Source organism: Thermithiobacillus plumbiphilus (genome assembly GCF_038070005.1).
Taxonomy (GTDB): Bacteria; Pseudomonadota; Gammaproteobacteria; order Acidithiobacillales; family Thermithiobacillaceae; genus JBBPCO01.
In genome coordinates this window covers 112,058-125,493 of record NZ_JBBPCO010000003.1, presented here as the reverse complement: position 1 = coordinate 125,493, position 13,436 = coordinate 112,058, and the positions used below count along the sequence as shown (strand labels likewise).

Below are 13,436 nucleotides of genomic sequence, written 5' to 3'. Positions count from 1 at the left end.
CCGAGGCTGGCAGAGACGGCCGGGCGCGCCCGCATTCCGTGCGATGCCCCAGAGCTGCTCTAGTATCTGTATCAGGGAGACATAGACACCATGGCCTATGGCAGTATGATGGTGTTCACGGGCAACGCCAATCCGGCGCTTGCAGCGGCCATCGCTCGCTACCTTCATATTCCGCTGGGGCGGGCGGACGTCGGTGAGTTCAGTGATGGCGAGGTGTTTGTCGAGATTCTGGAGAATGTGCGTGGCAAGGACGTCTTCGTCGTTCAGCCCACCTGTGCTCCCGCCAATGACAACCTGATGGAACTGCTGGCCATGATCGACGCGCTCAAACGCGCTTCGGCCAACCGCATCACCGCCGCCGTGCCGTACTATGGATACGCCCGGCAGGATCGCAAGTCCCGCGCCAGAACGCCCATCACCGCCAAGCTCGTAGCGGATCTGATCACCACGGCCGGCGCCGACCGCGTGCTCACCATGGATCTGCATGCCGATCAGATCCAGGGTTTTTTCGACGTGCCGGTGGACAACATTTACGCCTCTCCCATCCTGCTCGGCGACATCTGGCGCCGCAACTACGAGAACCTCGTGGTGGTCTCCCCGGATGTCGGCGGCGTGGTGCGTGCCCGGGCCATTGCCAAGCGCCTGGAGGTGGATCTCGCCATCATCGACAAGCGTCGCCCGCGCCCCAATGAGGCGCAGGTCATGAATATCATCGGCGAGGTATCCGGCCGTACCTGCGTGCTCATGGATGATATGGTCGATACCGCCAAGACCCTCTGCGAAGCCGCGGCTGCGCTGAAGCGCCGGGGTGCCGCCAAGGTTTATGCCTATGCCACGCACCCGGTATTCTCGGGAGAGGCCGTGGCGCGCATCGAGTCATCCGCGCTGGACGAGGTGGTGGTGACGGATACCATACCGCTTGATGAGGCAGGGCAGAAATCGAGCAAGATCCGCACCCTGAGCGTGGCTGAACTGCTCGCGGAGACCATCCGCCGCATTTCCGACGAGGATTCCGTCAGCTCGCTTTTCATGGAATGAATTCGCATGGCGCGCATTCGCGCGTCCTGTTTGGCAATGGGGAGAAAGGTTTCGTCAACCCTCGCCCCGCTCATTTAAGCAGGAGTAAACACAATGACTGATTTTTCCCTGAATGTAGAAGTACGCGAGGTCCATGGCCGTCGTCCCAGCCGCCGCCTGCGCCGTGAGGATCGCGTGCCGGCCGTCATCTACGGCGGTGGCGAAGCCGCGCAGTCCATCACCCTGTCCCAGCGCGAAATCTCCAGGCTGATCCTGGACCAGAGTGTCTTTTCACACGTGATTTCCCTTGCTTTCCCCGATGCTACGACCCAGCAGGTGATCATCCGCGATCTGCAGATGCATCCTTTCAAGCTCCTGGTGCAGCACATGGACTTCCAGCGCGCCAAGGCCGGCCAGAAGGTCACCGTGCATGTGCCGCTGAACTACATCGGTGAAGAAGGGTGTGTCGGCGTCAAGACGCAGGGTGGCCAGTTGCATCACATCCTGGTCGAGGTCGAGGTGCTGGCGCCCTCGGACAGGTTGCCGGACCATATCGATGTCGATGTCAGCAACCTTGAAAAGGGCGAGAGCATCCACCTTTCGGACCTCAAGCTGCCCGAGGGCGTAAGCATTCTGGCGCTCGCCCATGGTGATGACAAGGCCGTGGTGCAGGTGCTCGCGCCGCGTGGCGCGGCGACCGAGGAGTCGGAAGCCGCCGGCGAGGCCTGAGGCAGGGTTTTTCATCATGCCAGCCTCATGGCTGTTGGTCGGGCTGGGCAATCCCGGCCCGGACTACCACCGGACCCGGCATAATGCCGGGTTCTGGTTTTTGGAGGCGCTCGCGCGTCAGTCGGCGACGCCGCTGCGACTCGACAAGGGCTATCAGGCCCTGCTCGGGCGGGCACTGATCCAGGCGCAGGAAGCCTGGTTCTGTCTTCCGCAGCAGTTCATGAATCGTAGTGGCGAGGCGGTCGCCGCCGTCGCGCGCTTTTACCGGATACCGGTGGAACGCATCCTGGTGGCCCATGATGACCTGGATCTGCCGCCCGGCGTGGTGCGTCTGAAACGGGGCGGCGGCAATGGCGGTCACAACGGTCTCAAGGACATCGACGCGAGACTGGGCAGCCGGGATTATCTGCGCCTGCGCATTGGCATCGGGCATCCCGGACATCGCGATCAGGTGGTGAATTACGTGCTGGGACGCCCGAGCGCGGCGGACGAGACTCTGATTCATGGCGCCATCGATCGAGCCCTGGAGGTTCTGCCCCAGGTGCTGACAGATCGACTGGAAGCGGCCATGCATTCCTTACACAGCGCCGGATAGGCCTGGAGCATATCATGGGATTCAAATGCGGTATCGTCGGCCTGCCCAATGTCGGCAAGTCAACCCTCTTCAATGCCTTGACCCAGGCGGGTATCGCCGCCGAGAACTACCCGTTCTGCACGATTGAGCCGAATGTCGGCATCGTCGCCGTGCCCGACCCGCGTCTGGACGCCCTGGCGGAAATCGTCAAGCCCGAGCGCGTCGTGCCGGCAAGCATGGAATTCGTCGATATCGCCGGCCTGGTGGCGGGCGCGGCGCAAGGGGAGGGGCTGGGCAACAAGTTTCTGGCCCATATCCGCGAAACGGACGCGATTGCTTTCGTGGCGCGCTGCTTCGAGGACCCGGACGTGGTCCATGTGGCTGGCAAGGTTGACCCGGTGAGCGACCTCGATGTCGTGCTCACCGAACTGGTGCTGGCGGACATGGAGACCGCCGAGCGTGCCTTGCAGCGCGCCCAGAAGAACGCCAAGACCGGCAAGAAGGAGGCAATGGAAGAGCGCGCCTTTTTCGAGCGCCTGGTCGCACATCTCGATGAGGGCCACACCGCCCGCAGCCTGGTTGCGGATGCCGAACAAATGGCCTGGTTGACGCCGCTCTGTCTCCTGACCGCCAAGCCCGCCATGGTGATCGCCAACGTTGCCGAGGATGGCTTCGAGAACAATCCCTTGCTGGATACCGTGCGGGGCTGGGCCGAGCGCGAAGCGGCACAGGTCGTGCCGGTCTGTGCCGCCATGGAAGCGGAGATCGCCGAGCTCGACGAGGCCGACAAGCTGCAGTTTCTCAAGGACATGGGCCTGGAGGAACCGGGGCTCAACCGGGTGATCCGCGCCGGCTATGAACTGCTGGGCCTGCAGACCTATTTCACCGCCGGGGTCAAGGAGGTGCGTGCCTGGACCATTCATCGCGGCGATACGGCACCGAAGGCAGCCGGCGTCATCCACACCGATTTCGAGCGCGGTTTCATTCGCGCGGAAGTCATCGCCTACCCGGATTTCATTCAATATCGGGGCGAGCAGGGGGCCCGCGAGGCCGGCAAGGCGCGCCTCGAAGGCAAGGAATATGTGATGCATGACGGTGACGTGGTGCACTTCCGCTTCAACGTCTGACGGCTTGACTTTTCGCCATTTTCGTACAAAATATCACCCTCATTGGCGCTTTAGCTCAGTTGGTTAGAGCAGCGGAATCATAATCCGCGTGTCCGGGGTTCGAGTCCCTGAAGCGCCACCAGAATATCAAGGGCCTGGTGCCGAAACGCCAGGCCCTTTTTCTTTTTCGGGGCACTGGCGGGGCACCCAGCTCCGCACCCAAGCCTTGCCTTCCCGCCCGAAGCGCCCCAAGCGGCGGGCTGGATTTCCTACCTGCGATCTAGGGCAATTGTCCGATATTTCCCTGCAACAAACCGTGCCAGAGTAGTTGCGCAAAATGCACGCAGCTTCGGCCATTTTCTGTCCGGCTGCAAAACGGGTGGCATGGGTGCGATCTGAGCTTGGCGCGCCTCTTCCACTGATAATGACTGATCTCAACCCACTCAAAGGCTGCACCAGTACGAATCCAGGCTCCGGGCTGGTCTCCACCCGATAACCCGGGCAGAATTCTGGATCGTGGAAAGGTTCGGTCTGACGATACAGGGAGGAAACCTTGAATACGAAATTGCGCTTCAGCTCGGCAGCTCTCGGACTCGCCACTCTCATGATCCTGGGAGGATGTGCCAGTACGCCTACCACAAACGACACCGTCAGCACCAAGTCCATTTCCATGCCCAGTGCAGTGACGGCCCAGCAATCCAAGCTGCTCGACGAGACCCTGAGACAGTCCAGGCTCGATGAGCAGCAGGGAATCAGTTATCGTGTCGGCCCGGGAGACATCCTGCGCATCGACGTCTATCAGCATCCGGAACTGTCCGGCGGTTTGTACAACATCCAGCAGGGCAGCAACACCAACGGTGTGCGCGGAACCCGGGTCGATAATGACGGCACGATCCAGATGCCGCTGGTCGGCAGCATTCAGGTAGCCGGCAAAACCGCCAGCGAAATCCGTGATCTGATCCAGCAGCGTTTGAGTACTTACTTCAAGGACCCCTCCGTTTCCGTGCAACTGGATACGGGTACCAGCATGCGCTACAACCTGCTGGGCGAGTTCACGCAGCCCGGCCTGAAGTATTCCGACCGGCCCCTGAATCTCCTGGATGTGCTCGCGTTGGGTGGATCAGTCAATATGCAGACTGCGGATCTGCGCGGCGCCTATGTCGCCCGCAACGGCCAGAAGCTGCCCATCAACTTCAACCGTCTCCTGCGTCAGGGGGATCTCGCGCAGAACATTCGTCTGCGGCCGGGCGACACGATTTTCGTGCCGGACAAGGCCAGCCAGCAGGCCTTTGTGTTTGGTGCGGTATCGAAGCCCGGCGCCGTGCCTTTCACGGGCGGCCGCATGGATCTCCTGCAGGCACTTAGTCAGGCCGGCCTGACGTCCACCGATATCACCCGCAGTCGTCTGGAGGACGTGCGCATCATTCGGGCGGAAGGTGATCGTGCCCAGTTCATCCAGGTCAATGCCGGGCGCATCATGAAGGGTGAGGCGGCGCCGTTCGAGCTCGCCTCGGGCGACATCGTCTATGTGCCGCTGGGCAAGGTTGGTGGCTGGAACGAAGTGATCGGTCAGGTCCTGCCATCGCTGCAGTTCGTGTCCAGCCTGCTCAATCCCTTCGTGCAGATCGAGTTCCTGAAGAACAACAGCAACTAACATCTTGCTGGCCAGTGCCGGGCAGGGCCCAAAGGGCCCTGCCCGGTTTTTTTGGAACAATGCCCATTTTCTCGCGCCATTCGGCACGGTTGCTGTAGGCCATGGCCGAAAGGCGGCGTACAGGCAAGTTGCAAATGCGGTATTGCGGGGCTATCTGCCCACAATGGCTTAGGTCGTTCGTGGTATCCCAAACATGGAACTGAAAGATACAATGCAAGCCAGCAATACCAATAACATGTGGGCATGGCCGTTTGCAGAAAATGGCTTTACTACCCTGGATTCATTGAATGCAGTCCGTTTCAGATGAGGAGCAATGCATGTTGACCCCTGTAATCTTGTCCGGTGGTGCGGGAACCCGGCTTTGGCCGGTCTCTCGGGAGGCGCATCCCAAGCCATTCATGCAGCTGGCCGATGGCCAGAGTCTGCTGCAGAAGACCCTGCGTCGAGTGGCTGTCCTGCCAAGGGTGCAGCGTGTGCTGACCCTGACCAATCGCGAATATTTCTTTCGGACCCGGGATGAATATGCCCGGATCAAGGAAGCCCGACATCTTTCCTTTGACTACGTGCTGGAGCCGGTAGGGCGCAACACGGCGCCAGCGATCGCCATGGCTGCCTTGCGGCTGCAGGCGCTTGAAGGGCCGGAAGCGGTCATGCTCGTGCTTCCCGCGGACCACCTGATCAATGATCAGGCCCGTTTCGCCAGGGCGGTCGATCTGGCAGCAGAGCAGGCCCGCGAGGGCCGGCTCGTTACTTTCGGCATCCGGCCAAGCTACCCGGAAACTGGATTCGGCTATATCGAAACCAGTGAGGATCTGGTCCTGGCCGGCGTGGAAGACGCGGCATCCAGCAATACCCGGTCAGCATCCTGCACGGTCAGGCGCTTCGTCGAAAAGCCCGACTTCATGACGGCCACGGCCTATCTCGAAAGCGGACGCCATCTCTGGAATTCGGGCATGTTCTGCTTTACCGCCGGCGCCTACCTGGAAGCGCTGCAGCTACACGCTCCTGCTGTTCATGAAGGCGCCGTGGCCTGCTGGGAAGCCTCTGCCCTGGAACAGCAACCGCTCGAGCTGAACCCTGCTTGCTTTGCCAGCATTCCGGACATTTCCGTCGATTACGCGGTGATGGAACAGGCCACCGACGTGGCCGTGGTGCCCGGCGATTTCGGCTGGAGCGATATTGGCTCATGGAGCGCCGTCAGCGAGCTCACCGAGGCGGATGGCGACGGCAACCGGGTCGATTGCGAAACCGTGCTGGTGGATGCCAGCAATTGCTTCATCCGTGGCAATGACCGGCTGGTGGCAGCGGTCGGCGTGGAGAATCTGGTGATTGTGGATACCCCGGATGCCCTGCTGGTCGCCAATCGGGATCGCACCCAGGATGTCAAGAAGGTGGTCGAGCAACTCAAGCTCCTGGATCACGAAGCCTACCGCCTGCATCGCACCGTCCATCGTCCCTGGGGCACCTATACCGTGCTCGAAGAGAGCGGCGCCTTCAAGATCAAGCGCATCGTCGTCAAGCCGGGTGCCTCTCTGTCCTTGCAGATGCACCATCATCGCAGCGAACACTGGGTGGTGGTGTCCGGGATGGCGAGGGTCATCAATGGCGAACGCGAAATCCTGGTGCGCAAGAACGAGTCCACTTACATCCCCTACGGCACCGCCCATCGCCTCAGCAATCCGGGGGTCATCGACCTGGTCATGATCGAGGTGCAAAGCGGCGAATATCTTGGAGAAGACGACATCGTGCGCTTCGATGACCAGTATGGACGGGCCTGAAGGCTAAAGCTGGCGCGTCCTTGGGCGTTGCACCGCTGCTGGGGGGCAGTTCAGGCTGCCACCAGTGGCGACAGGCATCCTTTTGCGGTCCGGATGTGAGGAGGTTTGCATGAGCAACATCGCTGTTTCGCGGCAACCTACATTTCGAACCTTCATGCTCAGCACGCATGCAGCGAAGGTGCTGTTGCTGCTGGGAGATCTGTTTGCCCTGTCACTCGCGTTCTTTCTGGGACGCATGGGCTACTGGGTCTGGAATGGCACGTCCTTCATGGAGCTCTCCACGGCTTTCGTGGAGTGGTGGGGCAACAAGGGCGAGCTGCGCTCTCTGCTTTTCGTGCTCCTGTCCGGCATCGCCATCGCCTGGTTCCTGGCCTTTGGCCATTATTCCCAGCGCCGGCCCTTCTGGGACGAGTTGCAGCAAATTCTCAAGGTCATCGTAACGCTCGCCATCATCGATGCGGCGCTTGGTTTCGTGGGCAAGTGGGAGTTCTCGCGGGCGTGGATGATCAGTACCTGGCTGCTGGCCTTGCTGCTGATCCCCCTGATACGCGTGCAGATCAAGAAGGCCCTGATTCGCCTGGGTGGCTGGGTGCGTCCAACGGTCGTCATTGGCGCCGGCCAGAATGCCCGGGATGCTGCTGCCGCACTCTGGAGCGAGCCGCTGCTCGGCTTCGACGTCATTGGTTTTCTCGCCGTGGCGCCAAAGCCGGGTGAAAATGCAAATGCCCTGCCGGAATACATGGAGGTCAATGGCCACCGGATCCCGGTCATCATCCTCGGAGACGATCCGGAGCTGACCCTGGAGCGTCTCGGCAATCCGCATGTCGTCGTGGCCTTGAATTTTCGAGCTTCCTACGAGAATCAGGAGCTGCTGCAGCGTCTGAGCCTGCGTCACCACGACATCAACATCGTCCCGCCGATCAGTGGTCTACCCCTGATGGGCATGGAAGTGACGCACTTCTTTCGCCATGAGGTCCTGCTGCTGCGAGTCCGCAACAACCTGAGCCGCTCAGGGGCGCAGTTTCTCAAGCGGAGCTTCGATGTCATTACATCGGGTCTGCTGTTGCTGCTGCTCTCGCCTGTCATCGGGTTCATCATCTGGCAGATCCGGCGTGAAGATGCTGGTCCGGCATTCCTGCGCCAGGAGCGCGTGGGCCGCAATGGTCAGCTCTTCAAATGCCTGAAATTCCGCAGCATGGTCGAAAACGCCGATGAGGTACTTGCCCAGTGGCTTCAGGAGCGGCCCGAGATTCGCGAGGAATACTCGCGCAACTTCAAGCTCAAGAATGATCCACGGGTGACACGGGTCGGTAAGTGGATCCGCGCGACCAGCCTCGACGAACTGCCGCAGCTCTGGAATGTCTTCATCGGCGAAATGAGCCTGGTTGGCCCCCGGCCGCTACTGGCGCGTGAACTGCCGGACTACGGTGACTCGATCAACATGTACAAGGAAGCCCGGCCCGGTATCACCGGCGTCTGGCAGGTCAGTGGCCGCAGCGAAACCACTTTCACCGACCGCATCAACCTCGATGCCTGGTACGTCAAGAACTGGTGCCTCTGGTATGACATCGTGGTGCTATTAAAGACCGTGCAGGTCGTGCTGGCCCGCAAGGGCGCCTACTGAGAGTGCGGGATCTCCCGATTCAGGTCAAGGGCGGCCATGAGCCGCCTGTTGCTGATCATTCCACCAAAAGCCGGAATCCGATATCATCCCCCAGGTTGAATCCAATTTTGAGGACTGCTGCGTGAATCTCACGGTGATTGGGACGGGGTATGTTGGGCTGGTGACAGGGGCGTGTTTTGCCGAGATGGGGCGGACCGTGACCTGTGTGGATGTGGATGCCGGCAAGATCGAAGGGCTCAAGGCCGGCGTCCTGCCGATCTATGAGCCGGGGCTCGAAGAGATCGTGCTGCGCAACAGCGCCGAGGATCGACTGCACTTCACCACCGAGCTGCCCGAGGCCATGCAGGACAGCAAGGTCTACTTCATTGCCGTGGGTACCCCGCCCGGCGAGGACGGTTCTGCCGACCTGCAGTACGTGCTGGCGGTGGCCCGCCAGATCGGGCGGCATCTCGATGGCTACAGTGTCATCGTCGACAAGAGCACCGTGCCGGTGGGTACGGCCGACAAGGTCCGCGCCGCCGTCCAGGCCGAACTCGATGTCCGGGGCGTCAAAATCCCCTTTGATGTGGTCTCCAATCCCGAATTCCTGAAGGAAGGCGCGGCCGTCGCCGACTTCATGCGTCCTGATCGCATCATCGTCGGCTGCGAGAGCGAACGGGCCCGCGAGATCATGAAAAAGCTCTACGCGCCCTTCAACCGCAATCGCGAGCGGGTCATCTACATGGGCGTGAAGGAAGCCGAGATGACCAAATACGCCGCCAATGCCCTCCTGGCAACCAAGATCTCCTTCATGAACGAGATCGCCAATCTCTGTGATCTGCTGGGCGTGGATGTCGAGAGCGTGCGCGAGGGCATCGGCTCGGATTCGCGCATCGGCTCGCACTTCATCTATCCCGGCTGCGGCTATGGTGGGTCCTGCTTTCCCAAGGACGTGCAGGCGCTCATTCGCACCGCGCACGCGCGCGGCTACGCCACGCCGGTGCTCGATGCCGTGGAGGCCCGCAATGCCGCGCAAAAGCAGGTGCTCTTCCAGAAGCTCAGCCGCCGCTTTGGGTCCGACCTGCGCGGCCACACCTTCGCCGTCTGGGGGCTCGCCTTCAAGCCCGGTACCGACGACCTGCGCGAAGCGCCGGCCCGGGTGCTGATCGAGGCCCTGCTGAATGCCGGCGCCAGCGTGCGGGCCTATGATCCGGTGGCCATGGATGCCGCTCGCAAGGAGTGGCCGGCAGCGTGGTTCGAGGCCGGGCGGCTCAGCCTCGCGGCGCATCAGTACGAGGCCTTGGAAGGGGCGGATGCCCTGGTGCTGGTGACCGAATGGAAGCCCTTCCGCCACCCGGATTTCGCCGCCATGAAACGCCTCCTCAAGGCCCCGATCATCCTCGATGGCCGCAATCAGTACGACCCCGAGGAACTCCAGCCCTTGGGCTTCGAATACGAGGGCATCGGCAGAGGCCTGGCGCTGCCATCGGTGAAAGACTTTACCGGTTCCCTGGCCAGGCGCTGATCCGGCAGGCTTGCCGCAAGCGCGGCAAGCCGCCCGCCCCTTTCAAAACTGCTTCAGGATCATCAGGCCTTTCCCGGTAAACACCATCCCGACATCCCCCTTGGGAAAGTGCCGGTAAAGAAAATCCGCCGTGTAATAGCCCAGAAACGCCCCGCCCACCACATCCGAAAGCCAGTGGGCGTCATCCATCACCCGGCCTGCCCCCGAGATCACGGGAATGGCATAAAGCCAGGGCGCGTCATAAGCCTTGGCATAGGGCGTGATCACGGCCCAGGACAGGGAGGTATGTCCGGAAGGGAAGGACGGGCCGTTCAACAGCACATCGTAGCGGCTGCCGAAAGGCTCGAACTCATAGGGATCGTTGGTATCACTGGGGCGTACCCGGCCGACGAGTTGCTTGATCGCCACCGTCTCCACGTAAGTCAAGGCAGTGGCCGCCAGTGCCACGCTGGAGGCATGGGCAAGCTTCTCATTGGCCCAGGGGCTCTGGAAACTGGTGGCGGCAGCGAAGCCGATGGCATAGATCGGCAGGATGTCCTTGGTATCTCCGAGTACCCGGCGGATATCGTTATCCGGATGCTCGCTGGCCCAGCGGTCCAGTTCCCGGTCTCCCAGCGTGGAAAGCGCGGTGACACCCAGGGCGATCCCGGTCTTGCCGAGCGTTGTATCCCACCAGGGCCTTGATGCTACAATGGATCCCCGTGGCAAGTCCTGTGGGGCGGATTCTGGCGCCATTGCCGACCGCGACCCAGCTTGCGGTTCAACCAGGAATCCCCCTGAGGATGGCGCGTCTGGCGTGCGCATTTGGTCGGAGATGGGTGGTTTCGCGCCGGTGCTATAGTCCTGGGACCATGCAGCATGGCAGGTGAACAGGCTCGTCACAACAAGAAGAGAACGCAACAGGGTGGCAGGCATGCGCCCGGTTTTGGAGTTTCTCATTTATTTTCCTTGATTTTCCAAAGCGGCGAAAAGGGTTGGGGATGACGAAATTCTCCCGGCTATGGGCGAGAAAAGCGATAGCCTTGTTGGTCTTGTTCGTGTTCATGATGGTACAGGCTCAGGCGCAGAATCTGGATCCCAGGAACGCGTATAATGACGCGCAAGGCCTGAATGTGCCAAGCCCGACTTATGGCCAGCCAGGAATGCCCGGTTCCTTTTCCCTGTTGCCCCAGACTTTGCCAAGTTCCGGCAAGCCAACCATTTCCGGAAATCAGTCCACGAGCTCGGCAACTGCTGACAAGCAATACCAGGGACAGCAGAGCTCTCTCTTCCTGCCCGTAAACCCCCCAGCCGCCCCCAGCCTCTTTCAGCAATTTCTTGCCAAGGGCGAGAATCTCGGCATTTCAACGGATCTGCCGCTTTTTGGGCATCAGTTCTTCAGTCAGGCTCCTTCCACCTTCGCCCCGGTGCAGGATACCCCGGTACCGGCGGAATACGTGGTAGGCCCCGGCGATGAAATCATGCTCCGGGCCTGGGGCCAGGTGGACATCGATTACCGGGCCACGGTGGACCGCTACGGTAACTTCAATGTGCCAACCGTGGGCAATGTGCATGTTGCCGGCTTGAAGTTTTCCTCGCTACGGGACTATCTGCGTACCGCGATAGGCCGCGTCTACCAGAACTTCGATCTGGATGTCAGCCTTGGTCAGCTACGCTCCATCCAGGTCTTTGTCATGGGCCAGGCCAGGCAGCCCGGCACCTACACCATTTCCGCCCTGAGCACGCTGGTCAATGCCCTGTTCGCGGCCGGCGGGCCGACGCCGCAAGGTTCTTTGCGCCATGTCCAGCTCAAGCGCAATGGCCAGGTCGTGGTGGACTTCGATCTCTATGATCTGCTGCTGCGTGGCGACAAATCCCGGGATGTGCAATTGCTGCCGGGCGACGTCATCTTCATTCCGCCAGTCGGTCCACTGGCGGCGGTGGCGGGCAATGTCAATGTCCCAGCCATCTATGAGCTGAAAGGCCCCACCAGCCTGGAAGACCTCCTGCAACTGGCCGGCGGGCTGGCCTCCACGGCCTATGGGCAGAAGGTCAATCTCGAACGCATCATCAACCGTGAAAGCCGGCGCATAGCCGAGTTCCCGCTGGATGCCGCTGGACGCATGCGCCCGGTGCAGGACGGCGACCTGGTGCGGGTGTTCGCCGTGCCCACCCGGTTCGACAATGCCGTGACCCTGCGCGGCAATGTGGCCTGGCCCGGGCGTTACCCCTGGCGTGAAGGCATGCGCATCCGCGACCTGATTCCTTCCCGCGACGCGCTGATCAACCAGGCATACTGGAGCCGGCTCTATGCCCAGCTCAAGCCCTACCAGCAGCAACCCAGCGATGCGGTCAGACAATATGAAAACAATCAATACGAAGCCAAGCAATACGAAGCCAAGCAATATGGAACCAGGCTATATGACCCCAATCTCAATGAAGCCGATGCCGGCGCAACGCAGCCTTCCTCGGAGAGTCCCCGCAAAACCCTAGGTACCCAGCAGGAAGTGGTACGTACCCTGCCCGAGCCCAACTGGGACTATGCTGTCATCGAGCGTGTCCGCCAGAGTGATCTCAGCACTGAACTGATCCCCTTCAACCTCGGCCAGGCAATCCTGGAAGGGCATCCCGCAAACAACCTGCTATTGCAGCCCGGCGATGTCATCACCATCTTCTCCAAGGATGACGTCCAGGTTCCCGAAGCGAAAAAGACCAAGTTCGTGCGCCTCGAGGGCGAGGTCAAGCGGCCTGGCATCTATCAGGTCCAGCCTGGCGACAATCTGACCACGATCATCGAGCGTGCGGGGGGCCTGACCAGCCAGGCCTATCTGTTTGCCGCAAATCTCACCCGCGAATCCGTGCGCAGGATGCAAAAGGAACGCCTGGCCGAGAGCCTCGACCGGCTGGAACAGGACATCAACCAGAGTGCCGCGCGTGCCGCCGCCGGGGCCTTGAGTGCGGAATCCGCAGCATCCGCCCAGGCCCAGGTCCAGGCGCAGCGCGCGCTGCTGGCCCGTTTGCGGCAGATCCAGCCCCAGGGCCGCATCGTGCTCGGACTCAAGCCGAGCACCCGGGAACTATCCGATATGCCGCCTCTGGCGCTGGAGGACGGCGACCGCCTGCTGATCCCTGCCCGGCCTGAACTGGTCAACGTCATGGGTTCGGTGTTCAACCAGAATGCCTTCATTTTCCGGCCAAGGACCGATCTCGGGGAATATCTGGCCCAGGCTGGCGGGGCGAACCGGGATGGCGACCTGGGCACCATGTACATCATCCGCGCCGATGGTTCGGTGATCAGCAATACCCAGCGCGGCTGGTTACGCGGGGTCGAGGGGGATCCCGCATTGCCGGGTGACACCCTGGTAGTGCCACCCAAGACCCAGCGGATATCCTGGCTGCGGGAATTGCGGGACATCACCCAGATCATGATGCAGATTGCCACGACGGCCCTGATTGCCGTAAGACTCTGAG

The 13,436-nt window shown here is 61.3% G+C and carries 10 protein-coding genes and 1 tRNA gene; 10 read left to right on the top strand and 1 reads right to left on the bottom strand.

All coding sequences use genetic code 11. The features are described 5' to 3' along the window. The first annotated feature begins 90 nt into the window (after positions 1 to 90). From WOB96_RS04450 to WOB96_RS04410, 9 genes are all read left to right on the top strand, one after another. Positions 91 to 1,038 carry a ribose-phosphate pyrophosphokinase gene (locus WOB96_RS04450; protein ID WP_341370075.1) on the top strand — a complete coding sequence of 316 codons (948 nt, stop codon included), beginning with the start codon at positions 91 to 93 and terminating at the stop codon, positions 1,036 to 1,038. A gap of 93 nt (positions 1,039 to 1,131) precedes the next feature. Then, the gene (locus tag WOB96_RS04445) at positions 1,132 to 1,746 is read left to right on the top strand and encodes a 50S ribosomal protein L25/general stress protein Ctc (protein ID WP_341370074.1); all 615 of its coding nucleotides are present in this window, start codon (positions 1,132 to 1,134) and stop codon (positions 1,744 to 1,746) included. Positions 1,747 to 1,762: 16 nt separating this feature from the next. Then, entirely contained in the window at positions 1,763 to 2,341 is a 579-nt protein-coding gene (gene pth / locus WOB96_RS04440) for an aminoacyl-tRNA hydrolase (protein ID WP_341370073.1), read from the top strand. A gap of 14 nt (positions 2,342 to 2,355) precedes the next feature. Then, positions 2,356 to 3,447, top strand: a complete 1,092-nt coding sequence (gene ychF / locus WOB96_RS04435; protein WP_341370072.1) for a redox-regulated ATPase YchF — start codon at positions 2,356 to 2,358, stop codon at positions 3,445 to 3,447. 44 nt (positions 3,448 to 3,491) lie between these two features. After that, positions 3,492 to 3,568, top strand: a tRNA-Met gene (locus WOB96_RS04430). 411 nt (positions 3,569 to 3,979) lie between these two features. After that, on the top strand, positions 3,980 to 5,080 hold the full coding sequence (locus WOB96_RS04425) for a polysaccharide biosynthesis/export family protein (protein WP_341370071.1): 1,101 nt from the start codon (positions 3,980 to 3,982) through the stop codon (positions 5,078 to 5,080). 317 nt (positions 5,081 to 5,397) lie between these two features. Further along, positions 5,398 to 6,858, top strand: coding sequence for a mannose-1-phosphate guanylyltransferase/mannose-6-phosphate isomerase (locus tag WOB96_RS04420; protein ID WP_341370070.1), 1,461 nt, complete (start codon positions 5,398 to 5,400; stop codon positions 6,856 to 6,858). A 109-nt stretch (positions 6,859 to 6,967) separates the two neighbouring features. Then, positions 6,968 to 8,482 carry an undecaprenyl-phosphate galactose phosphotransferase WbaP gene (gene wbaP / locus WOB96_RS04415; protein WP_341370069.1) on the top strand — a complete coding sequence of 505 codons (1,515 nt, stop codon included), beginning with the start codon at positions 6,968 to 6,970 and terminating at the stop codon, positions 8,480 to 8,482. A gap of 121 nt (positions 8,483 to 8,603) precedes the next feature. Continuing rightward, positions 8,604 to 9,986 carry a UDP-glucose dehydrogenase family protein gene (locus WOB96_RS04410; protein WP_341370068.1) on the top strand — a complete coding sequence of 461 codons (1,383 nt, stop codon included), beginning with the start codon at positions 8,604 to 8,606 and terminating at the stop codon, positions 9,984 to 9,986. A 42-nt stretch (positions 9,987 to 10,028) separates the two neighbouring features. On the opposite strand, the gene WOB96_RS04405 is transcribed toward WOB96_RS04410, so the two are convergent. After that, on the bottom strand, positions 10,029 to 10,694 hold the full coding sequence (locus tag WOB96_RS04405; protein WP_341370067.1) for a phosphatase PAP2 family protein: 666 nt from the start codon (positions 10,692 to 10,694) through the stop codon (positions 10,029 to 10,031). A 272-nt stretch (positions 10,695 to 10,966) separates the two neighbouring features. On the opposite strand from WOB96_RS04405, the gene WOB96_RS04400 reads away from it, so the two are divergent. Next, positions 10,967 to 13,435 carry an SLBB domain-containing protein gene (locus WOB96_RS04400; RefSeq protein WP_341370066.1) on the top strand — a complete coding sequence of 823 codons (2,469 nt, stop codon included), beginning with the start codon at positions 10,967 to 10,969 and terminating at the stop codon, positions 13,433 to 13,435. Position 13,436 lies beyond the last annotated feature (1 nt).